This is a genomic window from ANME-2 cluster archaeon (assembly GCA_014237145.1).
Classification (GTDB): domain Archaea; phylum Halobacteriota; class Methanosarcinia; order Methanosarcinales; family Methanocomedenaceae; genus Methanocomedens_A.
Window position 1 is genome coordinate 1 of record JAAXOC010000044.1, and the last position, 26506, is coordinate 26506.

Consider the following 26506-nt stretch of genomic DNA (forward strand, 5'->3'; position numbering starts at 1 on the left):
GTTTTTAAAGAAAACTATTTAGAATTTTTTAGCAATTATCCACTATTGCCACACAGAAAAGTTATTAAGACATATGACTTAAACAATAGTTTCAAAAATAACAGAAAAGACTTACTAAGTTGTATGAAATTATTTGTTATATTTTTAGCTAAGAATGATGTACATATTAATGTAGTTTTTACCACTTTTGATACTAATCGATTACCAGATGGTATTAAAAAATACGGTGTTGGTAGATCTCCAACAAAGACAATAAAAACTTTAAAATTTTTAGATGAACTTAATAATTATTATTCATATATTGCTCCATGGAAAGTTTCAATAAATGAAAAATTTAGAAATATAGATGTTCAACTAGATAGTTTCAATGGTGAACATACAAAAGCATGGAGTGAACTTTGCAGTTTTAACAAAGTTAATGTGGTTCTAAAAGGAGATTTATGTAATTCCTTTATTTCTTCAGCTGATTTAGTAGCCGGATATATTGATGAATATCTGGCCTTAAACCATTTACATTTAGAAGAATCAACGATACAAGAAGCAATAAATGATTGTTTTAATCAGTATAATGATGTAAATTTCCAGACATTTTATGTCGGGCACGAAGATTTAGATAAAATAGTACCACATGAAAATATAAAAATAAATCTTTCAGATTATTATAAACGACCAATGATTTATATCATTAAAGAAAACTTCTTAGAAAATGAAAACAAATTTATTGAAAATTCTCCGCTATGGGACAAATTATTAAATTTCAGTTTTGAAATAAATTCTGGAATCAAATACATGAGTTATACTGAAGATCCGAAATATATCAAAAATGATGATTATTTTATTTATTTAGGGGAAAAAGGCAAAAATGAGGCAGAATATATAAAAAATTTATGGTGCCAGGATGTTAATATAGTTTCTTTAAATAAAATTTGAAAACTCAACGATTTATTAATTATGAAACAATAGTGTTAAATATCATTAAATGCAAACAGTGAAATAGAATATTCCTATACCAAGGGATAATCTAATTCGCACATATTTAATAGAAAAAAGCGCCCCGGTTAAACCGGGGCCAAATCTTATTTAAAATCATATTTTATTGATTCATAAAACATGTATGAATCTGCGAAAATTCTCAACTAGTGTCACGTCAACATCAAAGTGTCGAATTATAAGGCGTATTGATAGCATATTTGGATACATTCTGTAGTTAACTCGACACTAGCGCCAAGTTTCTAAAGAAATAAGCTGGCATCTATATATATATATTTTTAGTGGGGCATGAATTATCTTTCTGCAGTTGCGGTATACCCCGGATAAATGTACAAGGCCTGTATATAGCGTTTTTTCAGGATTATCGTATCCACTTCAAATCTAAGGGTAATTCAAAAATTATTAGACAGGATTAATAGAATCGACAAGATATACCCCAACGTAAACATCCTGTAAATCCGGTCAAAATACCATGCTTTTTGAAGTGAATACGGATTATCCCCTATTAGAGCTCTACTTCAGTCCGCACAGGAGAACAACCTTCTACCCTACCCTCACATCGAATCCCTGACAATCTGCGCCGTGCCCCCGGCATTGAACGCCTTTAAGAACACCAGTGTCTCGGCATACGTCAGCGCAGTAATGGCCTGCTTCGTATCCTCGCCCACACCATAGATCCTGTCAAAGAACTGCTTAATAGCAAACTTGCAGAACTTTCCGAATACCTCATTGTCAGCCTTACCCTTGGCCTGCTCCCTGTAATTCTCCAGCGTCCAGTTCCAGATATCACCGTACAGTTCAGGCTCATACACCTTGAACAGGTCCCACACCAGATTCTGGTAGAACGTAGCCACATTACCCTTGACAACATCCCCGTGCGGGAAATAATTGTGAATCAGGTCGCGGGGCGTACCAGTGATACCGTGCTGGGCAATCCTCACATCCAGGTTATGGTCCCTCAAAGCCTTTGCCACAGCCATGGTCCGTGGGATATCGATAGACACCTGCTCGATAAGGTTACCCTCGGCATCATAAGTATTGCCGTGGGCACTGCCGTTAGCAATGGCCAGCACATGTGGCTTGATGCCGTTCTCGTTCAGCGCCGTAATAAAAGTGACTCCCTCCTCAGGACTTGTCAGTACCCTGCCCGATTCGTCCTCCCTGCCTATCTCACCGACCTCAACCTCAAGGCCGTACCCCCTTCCTGCCATCTTCTCCTCGATATGCCTTCCAATCTCGGTGGTAGCATTGATATTATCGGCCAGCTCCTCCCTCAGGTCGCCGCCCTGGAAATTGAACAGGTGGGACGCATCAATAGCAAATGAGGTAAAACCCGCATCGATCTGGCCGTTTACCAGTTCCTTGGTACCCTCAATATCCTCTGGCGTGCCCTTCTTGATACCGATATGGTCAGCATGCAATGCCCATATGTCAAATCCAACCTCCCTGGCTGTTTCGTTGATCCTGCGCGAGAACTCGGCCGGGTTTAGTCCCGTGTATCCACCTTTCAGGTCACATTCAGACCTGGCAATCTCAACGATCAACGCCGCATCCATATCTTTGGCAGCCTGGAATATACCCTTGCTCACCAGGGCAATTCTGGGATTGGCCGCCAGTATAATACTATTCTTATCTTTCAGGCTGTTAAACAACAAAGCACCGGATTTAGGTCCAAGATCTACATCATTCATGAATTTACCTCCACACTCGCTTCCATTTCGATTTCCTTAATACCCTTAAATATACTCCTTAAGTCCCATAATAGTTTCTTATTAGCCTTGAACAGAGCCCACAAAAGCCCGATAAGTGTAACGCTGCCCAGGTCAATTCCCTCAAGGGAATGGCCCAGCGTATTCAGCTCATCATCTGTCAGTCTCATAAACCGCTCCTTGACAACCAAACTCATGTCCAGGTCACGCCCCAGTCCGGCACGCCATTTCGTCTCATACTCCTGCAGGAACAGAGCAGATACATCCGAATGCTTAATGGCATTGACTGCCACCTTGCCCGCAATATCCCCGGCCCATATGGAATTAAATATCCCGCCACCGGTTACCGGGTCTGACTGGCGTGCAGCATCCCCCACAAGCATGAGCCCGTCGGCCACTGTCCTCTCAATTGTACCGCACACAGGCACCCCCCCAACTATAAATTCTATCACCTTACCGCCAGGGTAACGCTTCTGCACAAAATCATCCAGTAGGTCCTTTGCCCTGACCTCGCCTGACATATTACCTGTAATACCTATCCCGACATTAGCCATATTATTACCTTTCGGAAATACCCAGATATACCCCAATGGAGCGATCTTGTGCCCCACGTAGAACTCACAAAAATCAGTATCAATCTCAATATCGGTCATGAGATACTGGGCACAGGTGCAAATATCCTTTGGCTTTAAGGTTGTATCAATACCGGCCCAGCGGCCTACCTTTGACTCAACTCCATCGGCACCCACCACAATATCTGCCCGGATGTTATATTTTTCATCCATGTGTTCTGCTTTAATGCCTTTAACAAAACCATCTTCCATCAACAATCCGGTTGCCCTTGTCTTGACCATCACCTCAGCCCCGGCCAGTGCAGCATCCCTGGCCAGCGCACGGTCAAACACTTTGCGCTCCAGTACATATCCAACTTCAGCGCCAGCGATCTCTTCACTCATCTCAACCATGGCACCGTCCGGTGCGTATATCTTCGAACCCTTGACCTCGGCAGATATCCATGCAGGGTCCGGCTGGATATATTCCTTAAGATATTTCTTATTCACACCCTCAGCACACCGCACCGGGTCACCTATCTGCTGCCGTTTCTCGATAAGCAGGACATCCAGCCCCGCGTTAGCTGCAGTTTTTGCCGTCATTGAACCTGCAGGTCCTGCACCTACTACGATAACATCATAACGGTCCTTCATTTTGGGACCTCCAGCGCCCCAACCGGACATATTTTAGCACATATCCCACAGTCAGTGCATGTCTCATCCACTTCGATCCATGTTTCAATAAGTTCAAGAGCACCGGGGGGACAGACACTCACACATGCACCACAATATCCACATTTGAACCTGTTTACTTTCACTGTCAAAACCATCGCTCCGGTCCGAAAATTTGTATATTCACTTTCATTTTAAATCCACTTAAACCTGTCGTATTTTTCAGTGAACCCTGGTAAATACTTGAACAATCTTTAAACCAAAATCTCATAAGAACCGTGCCGGAACAAGTTGTTTTGCCATCAGGTCATCAAAGTTCTCGGCCTTCCTGATAACATCCACTTTACCTTCATTGACCAGTATTTCCGCACACCTGGGCCGCCCGTTATACTGGCTGCTCATACAAAAACCATAGGCTCCGGCATCAAGTATGGCAATAATATCACCCTTCTCCACTGCGGGCAGTTCCCTGTCATGTGCCAGTATGTCACCAGTCTCACATATCGGCCCGACCACAGTATATATACTGGAGACCGGGGCAGCCACCTTATTGGCCACTACCACATGGTGATAGCTATCGTACATTACCGGTCTTATCAACAGGTTGAACCCCGCATCTACGCCCACGAACTTCTTTGCCGCCTTCTTCATCGTATTCACAGAGGTAAGCAGGATGGTAGTATCTCCCAGTAAATACCTGCCCGGCTCGATCACAAGCTTTACATCCACACCAATTGCCTGGGACCGCTTCCGGAATATGGGGAGTACTATATCAGACAGGTCCTGTGGTGTCGGTGCGACCTCACCTTTCTTGTAAGGGATACCCAGGCCCGAACCGATATCCAGGAATTCCAGTTCCACACCAAGTCGTGTCACCTGTTCAACCAGGTCCATCATACGGTTGATGGTTTCGCTGAACGGGGATGTGTCAAGTATCTGGCTGCCGATATGGCAGTGCATACCAATAGGGTTTATCCCTTCAAGTTCTACTGCTTCCTTGTAGGCTTCCACAACTTCCTTGTGTGGTATCCCGAACTTGGAGGTCTTGAGTCCTGTACTTATCTTGGGATGGGTTACAGGCGATACATCAGGATTGACCCTCAAGGCTATATCCATGGTCTTTTTCTGTGAAGAGGCTATCCGGCTTAGTGTATGCAGCTCATCCAGTGAATCTACTGATACCCTTACTCCGGTCTCAACCGCCATTTCCAGTTCCCTGTCGGTCTTGGAGTTGCCGTTGAAAAGTATCTTTTCCCTGGGTATTCCTGCAAGCAGGGCAAGATAAAGTTCACCGTCACTGAATACATCGGCACCTGCACCCTCTTGTGCCAGGATACGCATGATTGTTAGATTATTATTGGCCTTGGCAGCATAATAGAGGTCTACTTCGGGAAATGCCTGATGGTACCTGCGGTAATTGTCCCTGATGCGCTGCTCGTTCGTTACGTACAGTGGTGTCCCGAATTCTTTAACCAGATCAATGGTATCCACACCTCCGATTATGAGGTGACCATTGCGTTTTTCAAGATGGTTTTTTATTGTGAACATGGATATCCCCCTTTTAGTATTATGTAATATGTAATAGGAATTTTACGATACAATTAGGATAATATGATAAAAACCTTATCAGGTTTTTAGTTTTGCATTTGAAGTATAGCACTATGAACCCGGATTATTCTTAATAAAAGCGAACATTTCTGTACTTCGGACATTAGGCATTTGGTATTGGGCATTGAGCATAAAACATGATTCCTCCATAAACCAAACAAAAGCTTTATTTCAGATTGGATATATGACAGAACACCCCAATGTGGGCCGGTAGATCAGGGGAAGATCGCTACCTTGGCATTTGGACTGGCCAAACAGGCTGTCCAACCTGAATGGTAGAGGCCTCGGGTTCAATTCCCGACCGGTCCATATTTCATTTTCGTAAAATTTACCTGACAGTCGAAACCCTTATTATAACATCTACCGATTTCTGCTATTATGATACAATTCACCAAGCTCCATGGAAATGGCAACGATTTCATTGTCATCGACGAATACAACGGCTTAGTAGTACCGGATAATAGCAAACCCGGCTTTGCAGAAAAATACTGCGACAGGCGGTTCGGCATCGGCGCTGATGGTGTGATCTTCCTGTCAGTATCAGCTTCATCTGACATAAAAATGAAGCTATTCCAGCCCGACCGTTCAGAAGCAGAGATGTGCGGCAACGGTATCAGGTGTCTGGTGAGATATGCCATGGATTCAGGATATATCTCCCCTGGCACTGCAATGGTAGAGACTATGGCAGGGATACTCCCTGTTGAAGTGAAAGGCCAGGGTAATAAGATGCGAGTGAAGGTGAACATGGGAAAGCCCCTGTTCGACGGTAAGGACATACCCATGAGAGTCAAAGGTGAGTTCATTGACGAAGAACTTGAAAATATGCAGGTATCCCTCGTCAATACAGGCGTCCCCCATGCCGTGATATTTGTGGATGATCTGGAAAGTATCGATATAGACAAACTGGCCCGGCCTATTAGGTACCACTTTGTATTCCCAAAAGGAACAAATGTAAATTTTGTCAATGTTACTCCTGACGGCATCTTGAACGTGCGCACCTATGAACGGGGTATAGAGGGGGAGACCCTTAGCTGCGGTACAGGCTCAGTGGCTGCTGCCGTGATTGCTCACCGTCTGGGCCGGACCGGGAACGAGGTCACAATAAACACACTGGGCGGAATACTCAATATCACAATCGAAAATGATCTTACATTCATGGAAGGCCCGGCTGTTACCGTATTTAACGGAACCATCCCATGATCATAGGAATTGATGATACAGACTCTGTAGATGGGATGTGCACCACCTATCTAACAGCCATTCTCACTGACAAACTAAAAGGACTGGGAGATATCAGGGGGCTGCCACACCTTATCAGGTTGAATCCGAACATAAAATACAAGACCCGGGGCAATGCAGCACTGGCAGTAGAGATAGATGCTTACCCGGATTCTGAAGAGCAGATAATGACTACTGCCATATCCCTTGTGGAAGACATGGCCGACATGGACTGCGAGAATACTAACCCTGGCATAGTCTTTTTAAGCGACAAGGAACGAAACAATCCTGGATTCAGGCAAGACCTGGAAAGTTTCATGTGGCAGGCCATGCGTGATGTATTATTAGTAGAGGATGCCCGCTCCCTTATTGGTAAATACGGGATAACCCACCAGGGATTCAAGAACGGTAGAGGCCTTATCGGTGCCCTGGCAGCATGCGGTTCTGTGCTGTGCGGCCTGCCCGACCACACCTATGAACTTATCGCATACCGCAAGCCAGGGAACTTCGGCACTCCAAGGGAGATCGACAGGGAATCTGTGTTCAGGGCAGACAGGGAGACTTACCCGGGAACATGGGATACAGTGGATATTTCAAATAACACTATTGTATTTGCACCACACTCCCCTGACCCTATACTGTTCGGGATCAGGGGCGACGATATCCGGTCCATTGAAAATGCTTTCGATATTATCGGCTCAGAACCTGCCGGGCTTACACTATTATACAGGACCAACCAGGGAACGGATTTTCACCTGCTTGATGCACAGATCAGTGATGTACTGGAAGAAAGGTCTTACAAGTTGACAGGGACTGTGGTTGACAGGCCAGTAACTATCAGGGGGGGTCATATGTTCTTCACCCTAAAGGGTTCAGGCAGCATCAGGTGTGCGGCCTTTGAGCCAACCAAAGGTTTCAGGAATATTATTAAAGAACTGATACCAGGCGATAAAGTGAGTGTTTATGGTGGTGTTGCAGACGGGACCCTGAATGTTGAGAAGATAAAGATACTTGAACTGGCAGCTTATGAAAAGACCAGTAATCCTGTTTGCCAAACGTGCGGCAAGCGCATGAAATCCGCAGGTAGCGGGCAGGGCTTCAGGTGCAAAGGCTGTAATACAAAAAGTGACGAGGTCGTCAGAACCCCTGTGGATAGAGGTATCAGACCAGGTATATATGAAGTGCCGCCCTGTGCCAGGAGGCATATCTCAAAACCACTGGTCAGGTCAGCCGAACCTGATGTTTATCCTTCGAGATAAGGAATAATTCGTTTGGGAAAGATAAGAAGTACGTCCCGACCGGGACTCGAACCCGGGTCTAAAGCTCCGCAAGCTTCAAGGATATCCGCTACCCTATCGGGACACTGCTCCCTTAAAAACACAAGGAGAGCAAACTTCTTATTCTATCCAATTATCTTAAACCTTATCTATCACCTGTCGAAGGCTGTTCACTTCGCCCCTCAGTTCCTGCAATTCCATGTGTACTTCCATGAGAAGATTGTGGGTGGGACTGCGGTCGTCCTTTACTGCCTGCTGCTGGGAGAACACCATCTTACTTGGCAGGATAAATATGTACACAAATATCATGGCCACAAGCGCAGCAGCAGCCAGGACCCCAGGAACAGCAGGTAATTTGGGAATAACTGGCGCATATACGCGTCGCCGGGGTTGTAGTACTGTATCCTGGTCACCAACACGAAGTTAAACAGGGAGAACAGGAACATGGTCTCACCGAGCAGTATGAGCATTCCGCCTACGGTCGTAGACATGCGTTTTTGTTTTGGTATGAATCTGGTAATGGGCATTGTTGAATCACTCCGATCAGATATTCTTTTGAAAGTATTTAGGGATTGTAGTCTTTGAAATGCAATGTGGGGGCTGTAATGGGTAGATTGTCAGACCAAAACGACAATTTAATACTAAAATTGTCAGATTCAACCGACAATTTCATAAATAATGAACTCAAACTGGATAAATATGAAAGAATACCTGTTTCAGGTTAACAACTGGTGGACAACCGGTAACATCCCGTCCGAATACCAGGATACGATCCCACGTGAAAAAACAAGGGAAATTGAACGGTTCATAGATGACCGGGAGATACTGACGCTAATAGGTCCCCGCAGGTCTGGAAAAACAACCATCATTTACCAGCTTATAGACTCACTCCTGCAAAGCGGAACAAATCCGAAGAATGTCCTGTATATATCCCTGGATGATCCGGAAATAACCCTGGATATGGGAGATGACCTATTTATCAGGCTGTTTGAATCGTATCAGGAGATCATCTTACGAGAATTGAAAAAAGGGAAAATATACATCTTCATAGACGAGATCCAGTATTTCAAAGGCTGGGAGATGTGGCTGAAAAAATACTTCGACCAGTATTCGAATATAAAGTTCATTGTATCCGGTTCAAGTTCACTTGCCATAAAAGATGAATCTGCTGCTCTTACCGGACGCAATTTACGGTTCTTGATATATCCATTTTCTTACCGTGAGTTCATACGGGCTAAGGATAATATCCTGATAGAAAAAACAGTTTTTTCCTACGAAAACTTTGAAGATGCTTATAATGCTGCCCTTCCGGTAAAAAATAAACTGGTACTCTTATTCCAGGAATATCTTCACTGTGGCGGCTATCCAAGAACAGTTAATGAGGACGCTGGCAAATCCAGGGAAATATTAAAACAGTATTTCTATGATACGATATACAAAGATGTTTTAAAAATGTATTCTGTCAAGGATGTAAGGGCTCTTGAGAGTATTGCAGCGTATCTTGCACAGAATATCGGTAACAGGTTTAGCTTTAGGAAAATTTCATCTGCCCTTGGTATTGATGTGGATACCGTGATAAGGTATGTCAGGTATCTTGAGGAAACGTACCTTGTTTTCATGGTGAATTATTTTTCCTATTCATCAAAAGCGGTGATGCAAAAAGAAAAGAAGGTCTACATGATAGATACAGGGCTCAGGAATGCTATTTCCACATCTGCTGATGAACCTGTACTGGTGGAAAATTGTGTATTCACCCATTTGATCAGGAAATTTGAAAACGTCAGTTACTGGCGGGATATTGAAGAGGTGGACTTTGTAGTTTCAATTGATAATGCACTGTTACCTGTAGAAGTTAAATACCAGAATTCAATAGGCCAGAGCGACATCAAATCTGTTTTGAAATTCTGTAAGAGATTCAAGTTAAATAAAGGTGTCATAGTCACAAAGAATGATCTTAAAAGAAAAATAATCAATGGGATTGAAGTCTGGTTCATTCCTGTATGGCTGTTTATAGCAGTAATATAGTTGATGTCATTTATGGCTACAGGGCAGCCCCTATCCTATAAGCCCGGTCCAGCTCTTCGACATTCCCGGAAATCTCGCCTTTCCCGTAAGCCGTTGGCAGCAATACATCTGCTATATCCACACTCAGGTAGTCCAGGGACAGCCTGAACATCGTAACAACAGGCTCACATGCATCAGCCCCCTCGGCAGAAGGGATTATCAGCACTGCCCGTTTGCCTTTCAACTTATCAGTCTCGCTGTATGGTAGCAGCCTGTCCATCAATAGCTTCATTGGTCCAGTGGGTCCGTACCAGTACAGAGGTGTGCCAAACAGGATCACATCAGCAGCATCGATCCTGGGGTAGATGTCCTGCATGTCGTCATCCCTGCTGCAGAACCTGTCACCTGAACTGCAGTTGCGGCAGTCTATGCATGGCAGGAGGTTGAGGTCGTACAAGTATAGTTTTTCAGCCTGGTGTCCGGCAGCCTGTGCGCCGTTAATGACCTTGTCGATCAGTATGTCTGTATTTCCCTCTTTTCTGGGGCTGGCCATAAGTGCAAGTATTTTCATTTGTTCATATCTCCGGTTGGTGCTGATCAATACTCTTTACTGCTACTTCTCTTTTACTCATTGTCTCAATGGCACCGGCGCCCGCCTGTGCCATCTGGCAGAGTGCACCTGCTGGTTAAAAAATGTTTTATACAGGGGAAATGGGAAAATAGGCCATTACCTATTTCATCATTACAAAAAAAACAAATACGTCTTATTTTGTCTTTTTTATCTCTGAAGATATCATTTCAATTATTTCCTCATCTTCCTCCATTTCCTTTGCTTTTTTAAGAGCAATTTTAAGTTGGGTTTGGCTGTCTTTCTTTTTACCCAATTTTAAATATAGGCGGCCCAGATCAAAATTAGGCTCAAAATCTTCAGGAAACTTATCTATTATGTCCTTGTATACCTGTTCAGCAGCCTCATAGGATTTTTCCATTTCAAATTGTTTTCCCATATCCAGCATATCAAACATATCGTACTCAACCATATTATCCATAAAATCGCTGAAAAAGTTTTCAATTATTGAATTATCCAATTCGTTATTTTTTAATTTCTCTAGAAGGTCGCCCATATCCTCTTGTGTTATTATGCCTTTATTGATCAATGCCAAATATAACAACGTTACAGGCATCTCTAAAGATGAGATATTGTCTTCTTCTTCTTCTTCAATCAAACCAAAGTTTCTTGATAAAAAACTCGAAACTGCTATATTTACAAAATCCGAAAAAGAAGCAAAATCGCCATCTTCAACAAGATCAGTTATTTCCCTGTGCAAATAGGGTGATATGCGTATCTTCTCGGTAATCATTGATTTTCCCATAATATCATCTTCCCTTAAGTTTATTTCTCCATCATTTGCTTTTGAAAACGCCTTTTTAACAGTACATCACAATACACATCCATCACATCATCTTTATTGATAGCTACTGCTGTTTTCACCTCATCATCACTCATTTCTTCGAATTCAATAGCAAGTTCTTCAAGTACATCAAATAACACCGCATCTACTTTTGCTTCCGTAAGACCAGTCAGGCAGATAACCTTCCTGAGTACTTCCAGATACGGGACATCTGACTCACCACTAAGTTCAAAAACAACTTCTGCCGCCTGACGAATTTGTTCTTCTTCAGATGGTAAATGCCGGATATGCATCTTTAATTTATCCAGGACAGCATTTTTTCCCAATTTCTTCTTGAGTTTTTTATACTTGAAAACCAGGTCATTAATACGATTTACTTTGGTTTCAGTCAGTTGCTTAAGTCTGCCTCGAAGCTGCATATCGACAAAACTAATTTTGTGTTATTTAAATGTAGCTATTTTGTCTACTTCCTGGCAGAAAAATGCCTTTACTCCTCCGTATATTGCCCTTATTATCCCATGTCTCAAACCTCAATGATCTGCAGGTCATATCCGATCTCCACAAGACACCCGCAGGCTTCTGCCAGCACCTTAACCATCCCGGCCTCGAATCCCCTGGTCTGGGGATACAGGTGGGTAAGTACGATCCGCCCTATTGAAGTTCCCTCGATTTTTTCTGCCAGGGTGCCAGGGGTGGTGTGGTTGGTCACTTCAAAGGTGTCAGGGAACGAACACTCATGGATGAGCAGGTCGATGCCCTCTGACGCTTTTACGATATCATCCACAGGTTCGGTATCTCCTGAATAGAGCATGGTCTTCCCCCCTGATGTTACCTTGAACCCCAGCGAAGGCAGGGCATGGACCGTGTGTAGACATTCCACTTCCAGCCCATCGACCCCTACCACCTGACCGGGCACAAGTTCCGTTATCCTGATATCTACCTTGTCCTGCATGTACGGATAGGCTGCCAGCAGGTCGTCCAGCCACTGCCCGGTACCCACAGGACCCCACAAGTTCATTTTGATTGTATCACAAAGCCAGTTTGCCTTGACCAGTGCCAGCAGGTCGCCGCAATGGTCCAGATGCAGGTGGGAAAGGAACACACTGGTGATGTGGGTATGCCTGTATCCGCTCTGGAAAATTCTCTGCAGTACACCGCAACCGCAATCAAAAAGTACAGGACTATATCCATTATCGCATCCTGCATCCACTATCAGCCCGGACTGCACCCTGTCCTTTTGTGGTATGGCAACACCGGTTCCAAGCAGAATAATTTTCATTTGTGTACCTCTCAGGTCAGGGTGGTAGCTATCTGCTCCACTGTATCTACCAGCAGGTCCACTTCTTCGGTCAGGTTGTATGCACCAAAGGAAGCCCTGATAGTCCCCTCAACCTTGAGGAAGTTGACGCTGGGGATGGCACAGTGATAGCCGCTGCGCACGCAAATCTTGCGGGTCTCATCCAGTATCATGGCTACATCATGGGAATTTAAGCCCACTACATTGAAGGGTACCACAGCAGCCCTGTCCTGTGGTCCGTACACCTCCACCTTATCTATCTCAGAAAGCCGTTTGGCAGCGTCCCTGCCCAGAGCTTCTTCATGCCGCTGAATATCTTCTACGCCCAATGACTTCACATATTCCACACTCCTGCCCAGTCCTATAACGCCCGGAATATTTGGCGTACCATACTCGAACCGCCCGGGCGCATCCTCCAGTTTATAATCGTCCCCGGTCATGGCATAAATTGTGCCGCCGCCAAGGTATACAGGCTTGATGGAATCGGTATCCTTCAAATACAGCACGCCTGTACCCTGGGGTCCGAGCATTCCTTTATGACCGGACACTGCCATGAAGTCGCAATCAATCTTCTTCACGTCAAAAGGCATGTGGCCCACGCTCTGTGCGGCATCTACCAGTGACATGCAGCCATTTCGATGAGCGATCTTTGTTATTTCTTCCACATCCATAACAGAGCCAAATACGTTGGATACATGAGTTAGTGCTACCAGTTTTGTTTGTTCAGTAATGGCACTGTCAATGTCCTTAGGATCAACTGTTCCATCCGGATTTGGTGTAACTGCTGTTATTTCCACGCCTTTTTCTTTTAAACTGAGCCAAGGCAGCAAATTGGAATGATGCTCAACATGGGTGGTTACCACATGGTCGCCGGCCTCCCAGTCAAGTCCCAATGCTACCATATTGATACTCTCGGTGGTGTTGCGGGTGAATATGGTATGTTCGTATTCCCCGCAAAGGAATCCGGCAACGGCTTCCCTGGCATCCTCGTAATGGTTGGTGGTCTCCCTGGCAAGCCTGTGTGCGCCCCGGCCGTGGTTGGCGGCATAATTGTAGAAATAGTCGCACATGGCTTCCACAACCTGGCGCGGTGTCTGGGTGGTGGCTGCACTGTCAAGGTATACATATTTCTCAAGTACAGGAAAGTCCTTGCGTATGTCTGGAGGATTGAACATTGTTGGTTGTATTGACCTTTATTAGAAATATATTTGTTGAATATGGTTGCTTAACTATTTGTACGTTATTTTGGGTGCACTCCAGCACTCGACAGGATTTCTTCTCTGTGTCCTCTGTGAGCTCTGTGGCAGATAAATATAAACAATAATTTATACAAATTTTATTACCCTACTTTTTGAAAGGGATACTTTTAGTCACTTAATAAGCATCATAATTCAGGATAAAGCCAATTCTCTTCCGGTTTCGCAATTAAGTAACGATATATTTAATAGTGATGTATTTTTATTTACACTTGTTTTCGAAGATGAGAACGGTAGAAAAAAGCAAAGTGGAACAGTAGGAGGAAAAGGAACAATGGATACATTACAAGAGAAGTTGGGCGAGGTAAATTACCAGAAACTTATCAAAATAGATAATCCCAAGCTCCATAAATTTATTGCTACATATATTGATCTTTGCAATCCGGATAAAATTTTTATCTGTACAGATTCACCTGAGGATTTGCAGCACATCAGGCAAGAGTCAATAAAAGCAGGCGAGGAAGAAGTGCTTGCTGTAGATGGGCATACAGTACATTTTGACGGCTATTACGACCAGGCAAGAGATAAAGATAATTCCAAGTACCTTTTACCGCCTGGTGTCGAGTTAGGACCTAATATTAATGCGATGGACCGGGAGGAAGGACTCAAAGAAATTAACCCGATCATGAAAGACATCATGCAGGGGCACCAGTTGTTCGTGCGATTCTTCTGCCTGGGACCGCTCAATTCAGAATTCTCAATACCAGCAGTTCAACTCACCGATTCCGGTTATGTTGCACACTCAGAGGATCTGTTGTACAGGCAAGGATACGAAGAGTTCGTAAGACTGGGACAATCTGCACGGTTTTTAAAGTTTGTACATTCCGCAGGAGAGCTGGACGAAAGGAATACCTCCAAAAACATTGAAAAACGCCGGGTTTATATTGACCTTGAAGACGAGACAGTATTTAGCCTGAATACACAGTACGGCGGCAATACAATAGGGCTTAAGAAATTAGCGATGCGTCCTGCAATAAACAGAGCCTCAAAAGAAGGCTGGCTGACCGAGCACATGTTCATTATGGGTGTGGTCGGACCTTCCGAACGGGTAACGTATTTTACAGGCGCATTTCCTTCGCTCTGCGGTAAGACATCTACATCCATGCTGCCCGGAGAGTCTATTGTCGGTGATGATATCGCCTATCTCAGGAATGTGGATGGCACAATACACGCAGTCAATCCCGAAAATGGCATGTTCGGGATTATACAGGGCGTAAACTCAGTAGACGACCCATTGATCTGGAAGGCGCTCCACAGTCCGGGTGAGGTAATATTCTCTAATGTGCTGGTCACTGAAGAGAAAGGCCTTCACTGGATAGGTAAAGATGCCAAGGAGCCGGAAAAGGGGTTAAATTATTCAGGGGAATGGACGCCAGCAAAAAAAGACGAAAATGGTAATATTTTGTCATCTTCACATCCGAATGCCAGGTTCACGCTTGACCTGAAACTATTAGAGAATGTGGATCCAAAACTCAGTGATCCTGATGGTGTGCTTGTCGGTGGGATAATATATGGCGGACGGGATTCGGACACTAAGGTACCTGTTGAGGAATCCTTTGATTGGGTGCATGGTGTTGTTACGATGGGCGCCGCACTGGAATCAGAGACTACGGCTGCTACACTGGGAAAAGAAGGTGTCAGGAAGATCAATCCTATGTCAAATTTGGATTTCCTTTCGATTCCTATCGGAAGATATATCGAAAGTCATCTGGATTTTGGTGCTAAATTGAATAATCCGCCATCTATATACTGTGTTAATTATTTCCTGAAAGATGCAGAAGGGAATTATACAAATGATATAGCAGATAAGGCGGTCTGGCTTAAATGGATGGAACTGCGTTCACATCACGAAGTTGAAGCGATAGAAACGCCTACCGGATTCATACCAAAATATGAAGATCTTAACAGGCTGTTCAGGGAAGTGCTTTCTAAAGACTATCCAAAAGAGAATTATATTAACCAGTTCTCTGTGCGTATAACTGAAAATCTTGCTAAGATCGAGCGAATCCAGGAGTTCTACAAGACTAAAGTGGCTGATACACCACAGATATTGTTTGAGGTGCTGGAGGAGCAAAGGCAGAGATTGATCGAAGCACAAAAGAAATATGGCGATTATATATCGCCATTATAGTGAACCAGTAGAATATTGCGGCAGGAATTACCTGAACTGAAAAAAATGGTGTGAAAAAAGTCTCAGGGAACCAAGCTGCAATCATAGAAGTGTTGGGCATGGCTGGTAAATTGTTGATAAATATATCGCCGGACAAGATAGAAAATCGTGATGCGGAGTATTATAAACAGGCCCTGGACTTAAGTCCGGGGTATAGGTGACTCGCGTAATATCGCAAGTATGGACATCTAATATAAGGTTGGGGATGCCCTGGACTTGTAGTCCGGCGGTGGAACGGCTGGGGCTGCGGGTTGGCTGATTTATGCTCGAATGAGAGATATTCATTTAATAAAAATATTTAATTGTGAGTCAAAAATGATACATTACTATCAACAACGAAAGTAGAATATAATAGTGAAGAGATTGTTTGGTAACGTAGTAATGACAGGAATAGTTTATAGAGACGTTTTTGAAGTAATAAAATGCATCCAACACAAATTTGAAAATATTGAGAGGAGTTTGAACACCAGCCCTACGTGGAGAGGAGAGTTCTACAGAGATTTGCTTTTTCATAAGACAGAAAAATTCTGTCCCACAACGATGCCAGACGGAACAACATGTCTTGTTCCAGATAATCAGCGAATGTTTTTATATAGAGGTCAAACTGAAGATCATCCACAGTGCATCCCTCGACTCTATCGAAAGAATCCGAGTGAAATAGAGATATTTCTTGCTCGTTTGCATACTGTAGAATTTGAGATGGTATTCAGACATCATCCAGCAGTTCAAGAGCTTATTAAAGACGGTTTGTATGTAAATTTTCCAGGCCTTGCTCAGCATTATGGCATAAAAACGGAATTACTTGATTTAACTAGTGATTATTGTACTGCTGCCTTCTTTGCTGTTTGCAAATATAATGAATCTGATGATTCATATCAGCCAATTTCTAATTCAAATGACAAATCTGGCGTCATGTATGAATCTCCGTTTTTAGATCTTTATACACCCACAATAAGTGAACACAAACTTGATGTTGTTGGATTGCAGCCTTTTCCGAGACCAGGTTTACAAAAAGCATATTCTTACAAATTAAGTAAAAATGAGCATTTTCCCGCACATAAAATGCAATTCAAACATTCAGAAGTTGCTTCGAAGAGAATTTTTGAAATGTTTGAAAATGGAAAACGGATAATACCTAAAGACCCCATTCACACAAAAGCAAGCGAAATAATTAAAGGTCTTAAATTTTCCTCTACTGCATTTCAAGAAGTCCTTAATCGCTATCCGTTCAATAAGGATAAATCGTTTTACCTTAATGAACTGGAACATAAAGAGATTCATATTGTGAATTGGCAACCCCACAACTTTTCAACAAAACAGACCAAGTTGTTTAAAAAACAATGGTATCGTGAAAACAAAGAGAAATTCTATCAACAAATCAGTCCACCTCGAATGACATTTTAAGTCATAGTAAATGACAAATCGGACTAAATGTAACCGATTAATGCTATCAACTAATATTTCATCAAACTCGACATAACTATAATTCTTATCACAATTTTATTTAAAGATAAATTAATCTAATTAAATAATACTACCCGAGCATCCCCTTGATGCCCCGTTTTTTAAGTTGTGCCATTTGGCCAGTACTCCTATTTATCTAATTATGCATTTAGCAGGCTGTCCCAAAACCCCGCAGCTCTGCAGCGGTTGGGTGTGCCGTCGTAACGTTTGACTTCTCAAAAAAGCAAAATATTTACGATTTTAACAAAATATGTAATCCTGAATATACGTTATTACGCAATTTTTTTGCCAATTCCTCGGCAATTTTTTTCCCTTTAGCATTTAAACAATAGTTTTCCTTTCTATAAAGACGTAAAATACCTTTGCTAATTAGACTTTTTATTGTTTTTTTTAGATTTGCATGATATTGTTTAGGTAATTTCTTTCGAATCGTACTTTCATTTATATTTTTGTGTTGTGATATATGTAGCCTTCCAAGAACTTCAAGAATCTTTATTTCGTCTTCTGTTAGGGCATCTTCAATATCATTCATTGTGTTATAACTGAGTAAGAGATTTATAAATATTCCGTAATCGAAAAGATTAAAGCGTAATACTTATGTATATTAATTGTACTTTATAGACTATACATTATACTATAGGAATTGATATGTCTGTGTTATCAGAAATTTTTGGAAATTGTCCGCAAATGAAGATTATTGAAACTTTTGCGGAAAACTACAATGACAAATTGTATGCTGCTGATATTGTTCGAATGACAGATGTGCATAAAGCAACTGTTCATTCACATTTAAATAAATTACTGGATGAAGGTTTGATAGAAAAGATAGAAAAAATTGGAAATATACAGTTCTATCAACTTAATTTGGATAATCCAAAAGCAAAAATAATCTTAATGCTAGAAAGTTATATTGTTTCAGAGCGTCTTGAAAAATTAGCTATAGAAAATCTTGAAAAAGAAATAGAAGTTTCAAGTTTAACGCTTACTACTCCTGAGTTAACTGCTTCTAAATCAGTTACTTCTGATCCAGTATATAATGAACTTTCTTCACATGTTGATATCTATAAGAAAAATGAATCCTACTCCATTATTACAAAACTTATTACATTAAAAAATTATATGACTAATTTTTCTAACATAAACGATATATCAAAAACATCAAAGGGGACCACTTATGGCTAAAGAGAATCAAAAAGATATTCCAGTAAAAAAAATTGATGTGAATGAACCAAAGATACGATATGATTATACATTTTATTCTAATGTTGCTCGAGCTACCACAAGCGAGGTAGATGCTTACATTGATTTTATGCAGTTTCCACCAGTAGAAAATATAACACCTGCAGTAAGAATATATTTATCACAAGCTCATCTCAAGCAACTATTTGATGTGTTAAGTAAAATGCCTGGGTTTTTAGAAAAAGAGGATGAAGAGTAAAAGTATTTTTGCTTAATTTTATTTTTTTTATGTGACACATTAGAGCCAATTGTCAACGCTTGTTTCTATTTGCCTATGCGTCCTAAAGATGCCCTGCTTTTCTAAAACAGGATTCGTGACTTCATGGGCGAGGTCGTGACTTTCAGGAGGATGACATGGCGTACATGGAGGTCGGGATGGTCGTGTAGTCGAAAGGTTTTTATGGAGTGGGATTGGTACATAATAATTAAGTGACTCTAAAATATGAGTGAATCATGACTGAAGAAAACAACACAGTATCTAACTTGCATATACTACCAAATTTTCATTCCAATACACACTTTCTAGCACAAGAAGATATGGAAGAAATATATGATGAGACATTCTGGGCTCGTCAACGCGAATTGCTTAAAGAAAAGGATAAGTTTGTAAGCATTGATGAGTTATGAAATACGTCTTCATCCAAAAGCTGCAAGTTTTCTCAATAGGTGCAATCAAGCAACTAAAGAGCAATTAAAATCCAAAATAAGAGTATTGGAGAATAATCCGAAACTCAAACGATCTGGTACTGATATTAAGAAAATCAGAGATGCTAGCCAGAAGCATATAGGTTGAGGATAGGCGATTACAGAGTGATTTATGTTATCGAAGAGGGCATCGTTTGGATCACAGAAATAATGCATCGACAAAAAGGCTATCGTTAGCATTAATTTTTCTGCTATTGTACTCACATGTTCCACGCACCTCAGCTACGCTTACACATGTATGCGACCTTAAGCCCGCGGATGCCCCCAAATTCTATTCGGGGTGGCGCGGACGGGGCTTCAACTGAACATGCCTCCAAACCCTTATCCCTCCTGCATCCCAATATACCCACTATGCTCTCGATAGGAATCATTACCCGCGGCAAGTACGGCAGGCGGCTGCTGGACACTATCACCCGCCGCACAGAATTCACTGTCTCATCCGCAGACATACCCCCCACCCTGCCCGACTTCATCGACGACCCCGCACCCTTCGTGGACAACCTTGACCTTGACCCCGGAGTCCTGTCCTCAGACCTTCTCATAACCTACAGCCTGAATCCCGACATCACACCCGAGATCGTCGAACGTGCAGCCAGTGCGGGAGCAAAGGCCGTCATCATACCAGGAGGCTGGGCCATGGCAGGTGACCCTGAGCAAATGAAGGAGATATCTGCACAGTACGGCACCAGGATACTGGTAGAGGATATCTGCTGCGATATAGGTGGTGATACCTACTCTCCCGACCCCACCATCAACGAATTTGCATCCGTGCTGGGCCGCCCCAAGTTAGAAGTGCAGGTGGGGGACGGGAAAATAAGCAATGTAAAAGTGATCTGCGGTGCTCCATGCGGTTCAACATGGTGGATGGCAGAACATTTAAAAGGCGTCCCAGTCTCAGAAGCACCCGCCTGGGCCGGTTTGCTGGTGCAGCAGTACCCCTGCCGGGCTGTCCGGGGAATGACCGGGGGGATACACCACTCAGCAGAACTGCACAAACGTGCAATGGAAGCAGCAATAAAGAAGTACTATGGCGATAATGATTAGTGTATGGGAGAAAATGATTCGATATATGAAGAATCTTTAAAAGTACACGAACTGCATCGCGGTGTGCTTGAAGTAGCCAGTAAAGTGTCACTGGATGATATGCATGACCTGAGCATTGACTATACTCCAGGCGTAGCTGAACCCTGCAGGGTCATCCAGGCAGACCCGGATGAGGTTTATAAATATACCAGTAAAGGCAATTTTGTTGCAGTGGTCACAGACGGCTCTGCTGTACTGGGGCTGGGAGATATCGGGGCTTCTGCCGCCATGCCTGTAATGGAGGGTAAAGCAATATTGTTCAAACAACTGGGCGGCATTGATGCTTTTCCAATATGCCTGGATACGAAAGATACCGAAGAGATCATAAAGACCGTAAAGCACATAGCACCAACCTTTGGGGGCATCAACCTGGAGGACATTAGTGCACCCCGTTGTTTCGAGATCGAAGAGAGGCTACGGCAGGAACTGGATATACCAGTGTTCCATGACGACCAGCATGGCACTGCAGTTGTGGTATATGCCGGACTGATCAATGCACTGAAAATTGTGGATAAAGATATCAGTAATATCAGGGTAGTAATAAACGGTGCCGGTGCTGCCGGTGCTGCAATTGCGCTTACTCTTATACGAGCGGGTGTACGTGACCTGGTGATATGTGACAGCCGGGGCATACTCGGCCAGTCACGCAGGGAAGGTATGAACTCCATGAAGTTCATGCTTGCTGGCCTGACCAATATCAGGGGTTTGATGGGCGGGCTTAAAATCGCTATGCAAGGATCCGACGTGTTCATCGGTGTATCTGTAGGTGGAATTGTTTCTAAGGATATGGTGCACAGTATGGCTGCAGACCCCATAGTGTTTGCAATGGCAAACCCAGTTCCTGAGATCATGCCAGAGGATGCAATGGATGCCGGTGCCAGGGTGATGGCCACAGGCCGCTCCGATTATCCCAACCAGGTGAACAACGTGCTGGGGTTCCCTGGCATCTTCAGGGGTGCGCTGGATACAAGGGCAACAGATATCAATATCGAGATGAAGATGGCTGCTGCCAGGGCACTGGCAGGTATCATTGAAGATGAAAAACTGGATGATAAGCACATCCTGCCCGGACCGCTTGATAAACGAGTAGTACCTGTTATTGCGGCGGCAGTGGCTGAGGCATCAGTGCGAAGCGGGGCTGCAAGAGTTACACCACATCCAGACGAAGTGGCCAAGCATGCCAGGGAAATGGTGCAGTACAGTAAATTGCACAAAATATAAATTGATTTATAATCAAGAACCAAACAATTCAAACTATCTTTGCGTACTTTGCGCTTTTTGCGGTGACCAAGATCATACACCGCAAAGAACGCCAAGAGCGCAAAGTGTTCAGGGTATATGTCAAAGATATTATGTTCTTGACTATAATATCTGGCAGTGCAGGGTTATTTTTATTGATGTCAACAGATGAACATCAGCAACATCAAAACCTATAAACTTTATGGACTATATAGGATAATAAAATATCAGGATAATATTATTTTCGATCAGGAGGATTCAAATTGACAAAAATTACAGTCGTAGGTGCCGGATTTGTGGGTGCCACCACAGTCCAGCGTATCGCAGAGAAGGAACTGGGCGATGTGATGATGACAGACATTATAGATGGCATGCCCCAGGGTAAGGCACTGGACCTGATGGAATCAGCACCAATTGTTGGTTTTGATGTGAATGTGGTAGGGACCAATGATTACAAGGACATGCAGGATTCTGACATTGTTGTAATAACAGCCGGAATTGCCAGAAAGCCGGGAATGAGCAGGGATGATCTTATAAAAACCAACAGTAAAATAGTAAGCGAGGTCAGTGAGAACATCCAGAAATATGCACCCGACTCCATTGTTATTGTAGTAACCAATCCTCTCGATATAATGACCCATGTAGCCCTCATGAAGACGGGTTTCCATCCCGGCAGAGTGATCGGCATGAGCGGGGTACTGGATTCTGCCAGGTTCGCTACCTTTGTGTCTATGGAACTGGGCTGTTCTACCAGAGACGTTGATGCCATGGTACTTGGCGGACACGGGGACTTAATGGTACCGCTGCCCAGGCACACTACAGTGTCAGGTATACCAATCACTGAACTTATGGACGAAGCTGCCATTGACAGGCTGGTGCAGCGTACAATCAACGGTGGTGCCGAGATCGTAGAACTGCTAAAGACCGGCAGTGCATTCTATGCGCCCTCTGCAGCCATCACTTTAATGGTGGAATCCATTGTACGGGACCAGAAACGCATCCTGCCTGTCGCAGCCTATATGTACGGGCAGTACGGCTATGAGGAAATATACCTGGGCGTGCCTGTGAAACTGGGACGGATGGGTGTGGAAGCGGTAATAGAATTAGACCTTACTGAACCTGAACAGGAGATGCTTGCCCGGTCGGCAGAGGCTGTGAAAGAAGCTATTTCAACACTGGATTTATGAATGCATTAAAAAGCCAGGTAGTGGCAGATGCTGTAGAAGAGATAATCAAACAGGCAGAGAACAGACTGCCTGTTGATGTGATCAAGGCTTTGTTTGGTGCCATGGATGCAGAAACCGATAAAACAGCCACGTCCCAGCTCGATGCCATACTGGAGAACATATCTATTGCAGATGACAGGGCTATCCCAATGTGCCAGGATACTGGAATCCTGGTGTTCTTTGTCGATATTGGCAGGGACGCCCGTATTGGTTTTGACCTGGAGTGGGCCATCCGGGAGGGTGTGAAGCAGGCGACAAACAGCGTGCCTTTGCGTCCCAATGCAGTGGAGCCCATGACAAGGCTAAACTCAGGTGACAATACAGGGGATGGCCTGCCTGATATCAATTATTCCTTTAAGGACGGTAAGGCCATCACTATCACAGTGGCCCCGAAAGGTGCGGGCTCAGAGAATATGAGTGCTTTCAGGATGTTAAAGCCTTCACAGGTGGGTAGTGTCAAGGATTTTGTGGTCGAGACCGTGCAGAAGGCCGGAGGTATGCCATGCCCGCCCATTATTGTGGGTGTTGGTATTGGCGGCAGTTTTGACAAGTCAGCCAGGTTGGCAAAGCGCTCGCTGCTGCGGAGTCTGGGAGATATGGATGAGTATGAACTGGATATACTGAAAGCTATTAATTCACTTGGTATCGGTCCCATGGGACTGGGCGGCAGGACCACTGCACTGGCTGTGCATGTGGAAAAAGCTCACTGCCATACAGCATCGCTACCTGTGGCCGTGAATATACAGTGCTGGGCCAACCGACACGCATCAGTGACCCTGGATGCAGGACATGACCTGGCTCACGTGACTGAACAATACAAAACCAAGTACCACTTAACCGAACAGCACACGAACAAGCACCACCCGGCCAAGCAGAACATAACCAAGCACCAACTAGCCGAGGAAAACATAACCAAGCACCAACTAGCCGAGGAGAACACGAACAAGCATCACCTGACTGAACAGCATAAGACCGGGCAGGACGTGCCCCATCACCTGACCACACCCCTTACCCGGGATGATATTATGGAATTGCAGGCAGGGGACATAGTTTACCTATCAGGCACCATATATACGGCAAGGGATGAAGCACACTTAAGGATTCTGGAACTGACTAACGAGGGTAAGCCGCTGCCATTTGACCTGGACGGTGCTGCCCTTTATCACTGCGGGCCGCTGATGCAGAAAGACAAAGATGGCTGGAGGACAGTTGCAGCAGGACCTACTACCAGTGCCAGGATGACTGACATGACGCCCCAGGTGCTTGACAATTACAATGTCAGGGCCATCATTGGTAAAGGTGGCATGAAAAACATTGCACCAGTCCTGGAGGACAGGTGCGTGTACCTGGCATATACGGGTGGATGTGCGGCTCTGGCTGTGGATATGATAAAGGATGTCAGGGACGTGCACTGGCTGGATCTGGGGATGCCGGAGGCTGTGTGGGTGCTGGAGGTTGAGAACTTCGGGCCGCTGGTTCTGGGAGTGGATGCAAAGGGCAGGGACCTCTATGAAGAGGTACTTGGATTGGCTTTGAAATGAAACGGTTCACGATGTATTGAACCCTCCAATTAGTGATATGCAAATCATCATACTCATACTCTTTGAAAAGCTCTTGTATTTATTATTTTAATTTTTATTTCACTTAAATTTATTGAATTGTGACAGTATCTCCAAAACATTTCCAATTTTCGTATCAGATCTATGAGGATCTGGACCTCTCCAGATAGATCCAAACGGAGGATCTTTTCTATGACTCTGTAAACCAATATATTTAAATATAAAAAAAACAAAAAAACCAGTACAATCATTTTCGGAGGGAATTATGTCCATTGACCTTGATAATCTACCAGAACAATTAAATGCTGCTAGCATATTTATCGATGAGAACATTCGGGATAAAAGAGGGGATAATATTGCGATATACTATGGTGATGAAATACTGACTTATCATGATGTTTTTAATAAGGTAAATAAAACAGGTAATGCCCTGAAGAATTTGGGAGTAAATGTAGAAGAAAGAGTAATGCTACTATTATTCGACTCACCTGAGTTTGTTGCCACTTTTTTCGGAGCAATGAAAATTGGTGCGGTTCCGATTCCCATCAATACAATGCTGAATTCGAAAGATTTTCAATATTACTTAAATGATAGCGGCGCTAAGACATTAATTGTTCAAAGCACACTGTTAAAAGAAATAGAAAACATCAAGGATGATTTAAAATATCTAAAAAATATTATCGTTGTCGGAAGTGAAGAAACTAAGTATCAATCGTTTGATGATTTTATAAAAAATGAATCCAGTGATCTGGAAGCAGCAGAGACTAACAAAGATGATGCCGCATTCTGGTTGTATAGTTCAGGGAGTACTGGATCTCCAAAAGGAGTCGTGCACTTGCACCATGATATGTTCTATTCCAGTGATCTCTATGCAAAAAATGTTCTTGGAATTACTGAGAAAGATATTACATACTCAGTAGCAAAACTCTTTTTTGCATACGGACTTGGAAATAGCCTTTATTTTCCATTCAGGGTTGGAGCTTCAGTAGTCTTATTTCCAGATAAACCTGATCCAGATACGGTTTTCCATATAATTGAAAAATATAAACCTTCCCTTTTTTATGGCGTTCCAACACTATATACAAAAATGATTCAAAGCATGGAAAATATGGATAAGAAACCAAATATGGATTCACTTCGCCTGTGTATTTCAGCAGGAGAACAGTTGCCTGAAGAAATATACCACAAGTGGAAAAATCACACCAGTCTGGAAGTACTGGATGGAATTGGCTCCACAGAAGCTTTGCATATCTTTATCTCGAATTTTAAAGAGAACGTTAAACCTGGAAGTAGCGGTCAAATAGTTCCAGGGTATGAGGCTAAAATTGTAGATGAGAATGAAATAAATGTTGAAACAGGTGAAATTGGCAATTTATTGATAAAAGGAGACAGTAACGCACCCTATTATTGGAGAAATCATGTAAAAACTAAAGAAACAATGATTGGGGAATGGCTTCATACTGGAGATAAATATTATATGGATTCAGATGGATATTTTTGGCATTGTGGAAGATCTGATGATATGCTGAAAGTGAATGGAATGTGGGTATCTCCAATAGAAATTGAAAATATTTTGATGTCTCATGAGGCGGTTTTAGAGTGTGCGGTGGTAGGTAACTTTGGTGAGGATAAACTTGTTAAGCCCAAGGCTTTTGTAGTATTGAAGGAAGGCTTCAGTGAAGCTGAAGAACTTAAAGATGAATTGAAAAAACATGTTATTGATAGGACAACGCCTTTTAAATATCCAAGGTGGATAGAGTTTATTGATAGTCTGCCAAGAACAGCAACTGGAAAAGTACAGAGGTTTAAATTGAGATGTTGAATAGT

At 43.2% G+C, this 26506-nt stretch carries 26 protein-coding genes, 2 tRNA genes and 2 pseudogenes; 18 read left to right on the forward strand and 12 right to left on the reverse strand.

What is annotated here, in order from left to right:
* Nucleotides 1-123 precede the first annotated feature (123 nt).
* Entirely contained in the window at nucleotides 124-930 is an 807-nt protein-coding gene (locus tag HF974_06090; GenBank protein MBC2697906.1) for a hypothetical protein, read from the forward strand.
* A gap of 614 nt (nucleotides 931-1544) precedes the next feature.
* Here the strand turns inward: HF974_06090 and HF974_06095 are convergent.
* The 4 genes from HF974_06095 to lysA form a co-directional block, all read right to left on the reverse strand.
* Nucleotides 1545-2681: a class II fructose-bisphosphate aldolase gene (locus HF974_06095; protein ID MBC2697907.1), complete on the reverse strand. Its 1137-nt coding sequence runs from the start codon at nucleotides 2679-2681 to the stop codon at nucleotides 1545-1547.
* Complete coding sequence (locus HF974_06100) at nucleotides 2678-3904, reverse strand: NAD(P)/FAD-dependent oxidoreductase (protein ID MBC2697908.1); 1227 nt, start codon at nucleotides 3902-3904, stop codon at nucleotides 2678-2680. Before HF974_06100 ends, HF974_06095 begins: the two co-directional genes overlap by 4 nt.
* Nucleotides 3901-4074 (reverse strand): 4Fe-4S binding protein, encoded by a 174-nt coding sequence (locus HF974_06105; GenBank protein MBC2697909.1) that lies wholly within the window; start codon nucleotides 4072-4074, stop codon nucleotides 3901-3903. The genes HF974_06100 and HF974_06105 overlap by 4 nt, the downstream gene beginning before the upstream one ends.
* 115 nt (nucleotides 4075-4189) lie before the next feature.
* Nucleotides 4190-5470 (reverse strand): diaminopimelate decarboxylase, encoded by a 1281-nt coding sequence (gene lysA / locus HF974_06110; protein ID MBC2697910.1) that lies wholly within the window; start codon nucleotides 5468-5470, stop codon nucleotides 4190-4192.
* Nucleotides 5471-5734: 264 nt separating this feature from the next.
* Here lysA and HF974_06115 point away from each other — a divergent pair.
* From HF974_06115 to HF974_06125, 3 genes are all read left to right on the forward strand, one after another.
* Nucleotides 5735-5839: transfer RNA gene (locus HF974_06115), tRNA-Ala, on the forward strand.
* Nucleotides 5840-5908: 69 nt separating this feature from the next.
* Entirely contained in the window at nucleotides 5909-6730 is an 822-nt protein-coding gene (locus tag HF974_06120; protein ID MBC2697911.1) for a diaminopimelate epimerase, read from the forward strand.
* The gene (locus HF974_06125) at nucleotides 6727-8007 is read left to right on the forward strand and encodes a DUF1743 domain-containing protein (protein ID MBC2697912.1); all 1281 of its coding nucleotides are present in this window, start codon (nucleotides 6727-6729) and stop codon (nucleotides 8005-8007) included. Before HF974_06120 ends, HF974_06125 begins: the two co-directional genes overlap by 4 nt.
* Before the next feature lie 31 nt (nucleotides 8008-8038).
* Here the strand turns inward: HF974_06125 and HF974_06130 are convergent.
* Both HF974_06130 and HF974_06135 read right to left on the reverse strand, forming a co-directional pair.
* Nucleotides 8039-8110 (reverse strand) — tRNA-Arg (locus HF974_06130).
* Between the two features lie 53 nt (nucleotides 8111-8163).
* A pseudogene (locus HF974_06135) lies at nucleotides 8164-8516 on the reverse strand (hypothetical protein).
* Nucleotides 8517-8724: 208 nt separating this feature from the next.
* Between HF974_06135 and HF974_06140 the strand changes: the two are divergent.
* Nucleotides 8725-10050: an ATP-binding protein gene (locus HF974_06140; protein ID MBC2697913.1), complete on the forward strand. Its 1326-nt coding sequence runs from the start codon at nucleotides 8725-8727 to the stop codon at nucleotides 10048-10050.
* 16 nt (nucleotides 10051-10066) lie between these two features.
* Here the strand turns inward: HF974_06140 and HF974_06145 are convergent, their stop codons facing one another.
* The 5 genes from HF974_06145 to HF974_06165 form a co-directional block, all read right to left on the reverse strand.
* Entirely contained in the window at nucleotides 10067-10600 is a 534-nt protein-coding gene (locus HF974_06145; protein ID MBC2697914.1) for a flavodoxin family protein, read from the reverse strand.
* A gap of 193 nt (nucleotides 10601-10793) precedes the next feature.
* Nucleotides 10794-11402 (reverse strand): tetratricopeptide repeat protein, encoded by a 609-nt coding sequence (locus HF974_06150; protein MBC2697915.1) that lies wholly within the window; start codon nucleotides 11400-11402, stop codon nucleotides 10794-10796.
* Between the two features lie 20 nt (nucleotides 11403-11422).
* The gene (locus HF974_06155; protein ID MBC2697916.1) at nucleotides 11423-11860 is read right to left on the reverse strand and encodes a hypothetical protein; all 438 of its coding nucleotides are present in this window, start codon (nucleotides 11858-11860) and stop codon (nucleotides 11423-11425) included.
* Between the two features lie 104 nt (nucleotides 11861-11964).
* A complete protein-coding gene (locus HF974_06160) occupies nucleotides 11965-12720 on the reverse strand; it encodes an MBL fold metallo-hydrolase (GenBank protein MBC2697917.1) in 756 nt (251 codons plus the stop codon).
* A gap of 11 nt (nucleotides 12721-12731) precedes the next feature.
* The gene (locus tag HF974_06165) at nucleotides 12732-13913 is read right to left on the reverse strand and encodes a cysteine desulfurase (GenBank protein ID MBC2697918.1); all 1182 of its coding nucleotides are present in this window, start codon (nucleotides 13911-13913) and stop codon (nucleotides 12732-12734) included.
* Between the two features lie 355 nt (nucleotides 13914-14268).
* Between HF974_06165 and HF974_06170 the strand changes: the two genes are divergently transcribed.
* Both HF974_06170 and HF974_06175 read left to right on the forward strand, forming a co-directional pair.
* Nucleotides 14269-16125, forward strand: a complete 1857-nt coding sequence (locus tag HF974_06170) for a phosphoenolpyruvate carboxykinase (GTP) (protein MBC2697919.1) — start codon at nucleotides 14269-14271, stop codon at nucleotides 16123-16125.
* 420 nt (nucleotides 16126-16545) lie between these two features.
* Nucleotides 16546-17568, forward strand: a complete 1023-nt coding sequence (locus tag HF974_06175) for an FRG domain-containing protein (GenBank protein ID MBC2697920.1) — start codon at nucleotides 16546-16548, stop codon at nucleotides 17566-17568.
* Nucleotides 17569-17860: 292 nt separating this feature from the next.
* Here HF974_06175 and HF974_06180 read toward each other — a convergent pair whose 3' ends face one another.
* Complete coding sequence (locus HF974_06180; protein ID MBC2697921.1) at nucleotides 17861-18160, reverse strand: hypothetical protein; 300 nt, start codon at nucleotides 18158-18160, stop codon at nucleotides 17861-17863.
* Between the two features lie 155 nt (nucleotides 18161-18315).
* Between HF974_06180 and HF974_06185 the strand changes: the two genes are divergently transcribed.
* From HF974_06185 to HF974_06235, 11 genes and pseudogenes are all read left to right on the forward strand, one after another.
* A complete protein-coding gene (locus tag HF974_06185; protein ID MBC2697922.1) occupies nucleotides 18316-18810 on the forward strand; it encodes a winged helix-turn-helix transcriptional regulator in 495 nt (164 codons plus the stop codon).
* Nucleotides 18803-19066, forward strand: coding sequence for a DUF3467 domain-containing protein (locus HF974_06190; protein MBC2697923.1), 264 nt, complete (start codon nucleotides 18803-18805; stop codon nucleotides 19064-19066). Before HF974_06185 ends, HF974_06190 begins: the two co-directional genes overlap by 8 nt.
* Nucleotides 19067-19320: 254 nt before the next feature.
* Complete coding sequence (locus HF974_06195) at nucleotides 19321-19494, forward strand: hypothetical protein (protein MBC2697924.1); 174 nt, start codon at nucleotides 19321-19323, stop codon at nucleotides 19492-19494.
* Nucleotides 19484-19660: a hypothetical protein gene (locus tag HF974_06200; protein MBC2697925.1), complete on the forward strand. Its 177-nt coding sequence runs from the start codon at nucleotides 19484-19486 to the stop codon at nucleotides 19658-19660. Before HF974_06195 ends, HF974_06200 begins: the two co-directional genes overlap by 11 nt.
* Nucleotides 19657-19749, forward strand: a complete 93-nt coding sequence (locus HF974_06205; GenBank protein MBC2697926.1) for a hypothetical protein — start codon at nucleotides 19657-19659, stop codon at nucleotides 19747-19749. The genes HF974_06200 and HF974_06205 overlap by 4 nt, the downstream gene beginning before the upstream one ends.
* A 174-nt stretch (nucleotides 19750-19923) precedes the next feature.
* Complete coding sequence (locus HF974_06210) at nucleotides 19924-20616, forward strand: DUF166 domain-containing protein (GenBank protein MBC2697927.1); 693 nt, start codon at nucleotides 19924-19926, stop codon at nucleotides 20614-20616.
* A gap of 3 nt (nucleotides 20617-20619) precedes the next feature.
* A complete protein-coding gene (locus HF974_06215) occupies nucleotides 20620-21876 on the forward strand; it encodes an NADP-dependent malic enzyme (GenBank protein MBC2697928.1) in 1257 nt (418 codons plus the stop codon).
* A gap of 281 nt (nucleotides 21877-22157) precedes the next feature.
* Nucleotides 22158-23081: a malate dehydrogenase gene (mdh, locus tag HF974_06220; protein MBC2697929.1), complete on the forward strand. Its 924-nt coding sequence runs from the start codon at nucleotides 22158-22160 to the stop codon at nucleotides 23079-23081.
* A pseudogene (locus tag HF974_06225) lies at nucleotides 23078-23899 on the forward strand (fumarate hydratase). The gene mdh and the pseudogene HF974_06225 overlap by 4 nt, the downstream one beginning before the upstream one ends.
* A gap of 129 nt (nucleotides 23900-24028) precedes the next feature.
* On the forward strand, nucleotides 24029-24661 hold the full coding sequence (locus HF974_06230) for a fumarate hydratase (protein ID MBC2697930.1): 633 nt from the start codon (nucleotides 24029-24031) through the stop codon (nucleotides 24659-24661).
* Nucleotides 24662-24944: 283 nt separating this feature from the next.
* Complete coding sequence (locus HF974_06235) at nucleotides 24945-26501, forward strand: benzoate-CoA ligase family protein (protein ID MBC2697931.1); 1557 nt, start codon at nucleotides 24945-24947, stop codon at nucleotides 26499-26501.
* The last annotated feature ends 5 nt before the right edge of the window (nucleotides 26502-26506 follow it).

Bases quoted from the DNA above. Each gene is read 5' to 3' on its own strand.
- HF974_06090 (MBC2697906.1), top strand. From the start codon at position 124: ATGAAATTATTTGTTATATTTTTAGCTAAGAATGATGTACATATTAAT.
- HF974_06095 (MBC2697907.1), bottom strand. From the start codon at position 2,681: ATGAATGATGTAGATCTTGGACCTAAATCCGGTGCTTTGTTGTTTAAC.
- HF974_06100 (MBC2697908.1), bottom strand. From the start codon at position 3,904: ATGAAGGACCGTTATGATGTTATCGTAGTAGGTGCAGGACCTGCAGGT.
- lysA (MBC2697910.1), bottom strand. From the start codon at position 5,470: ATGTTCACAATAAAAAACCATCTTGAAAAACGCAATGGTCACCTCATA.
- HF974_06120 (MBC2697911.1), top strand. From the start codon at position 5,909: ATGATACAATTCACCAAGCTCCATGGAAATGGCAACGATTTCATTGTC.
- HF974_06125 (MBC2697912.1), top strand. From the start codon at position 6,727: ATGATCATAGGAATTGATGATACAGACTCTGTAGATGGGATGTGCACC.
- HF974_06140 (MBC2697913.1), top strand. From the start codon at position 8,725: ATGAAAGAATACCTGTTTCAGGTTAACAACTGGTGGACAACCGGTAAC.
- HF974_06145 (MBC2697914.1), bottom strand. From the start codon at position 10,600: ATGAAAATACTTGCACTTATGGCCAGCCCCAGAAAAGAGGGAAATACA.
- HF974_06150 (MBC2697915.1), bottom strand. From the start codon at position 11,402: ATGGGAAAATCAATGATTACCGAGAAGATACGCATATCACCCTATTTG.
- HF974_06155 (MBC2697916.1), bottom strand. From the start codon at position 11,860: ATGCAGCTTCGAGGCAGACTTAAGCAACTGACTGAAACCAAAGTAAAT.
- HF974_06160 (MBC2697917.1), bottom strand. From the start codon at position 12,720: ATGAAAATTATTCTGCTTGGAACCGGTGTTGCCATACCACAAAAGGAC.
- HF974_06165 (MBC2697918.1), bottom strand. From the start codon at position 13,913: ATGTTCAATCCTCCAGACATACGCAAGGACTTTCCTGTACTTGAGAAA.
- HF974_06170 (MBC2697919.1), top strand. From the start codon at position 14,269: ATGGATACATTACAAGAGAAGTTGGGCGAGGTAAATTACCAGAAACTT.
- HF974_06175 (MBC2697920.1), top strand. From the start codon at position 16,546: ATGACAGGAATAGTTTATAGAGACGTTTTTGAAGTAATAAAATGCATC.
- HF974_06180 (MBC2697921.1), bottom strand. From the start codon at position 18,160: ATGAATGATATTGAAGATGCCCTAACAGAAGACGAAATAAAGATTCTT.
- HF974_06185 (MBC2697922.1), top strand. From the start codon at position 18,316: ATGAAGATTATTGAAACTTTTGCGGAAAACTACAATGACAAATTGTAT.
- HF974_06190 (MBC2697923.1), top strand. From the start codon at position 18,803: ATGGCTAAAGAGAATCAAAAAGATATTCCAGTAAAAAAAATTGATGTG.
- HF974_06195 (MBC2697924.1), top strand. From the start codon at position 19,321: ATGACTGAAGAAAACAACACAGTATCTAACTTGCATATACTACCAAAT.
- HF974_06200 (MBC2697925.1), top strand. From the start codon at position 19,484: ATGAGTTATGAAATACGTCTTCATCCAAAAGCTGCAAGTTTTCTCAAT.
- HF974_06210 (MBC2697927.1), top strand. From the start codon at position 19,924: ATGCTCTCGATAGGAATCATTACCCGCGGCAAGTACGGCAGGCGGCTG.
- HF974_06215 (MBC2697928.1), top strand. From the start codon at position 20,620: ATGGGAGAAAATGATTCGATATATGAAGAATCTTTAAAAGTACACGAA.
- HF974_06235 (MBC2697931.1), top strand. From the start codon at position 24,945: ATGTCCATTGACCTTGATAATCTACCAGAACAATTAAATGCTGCTAGC.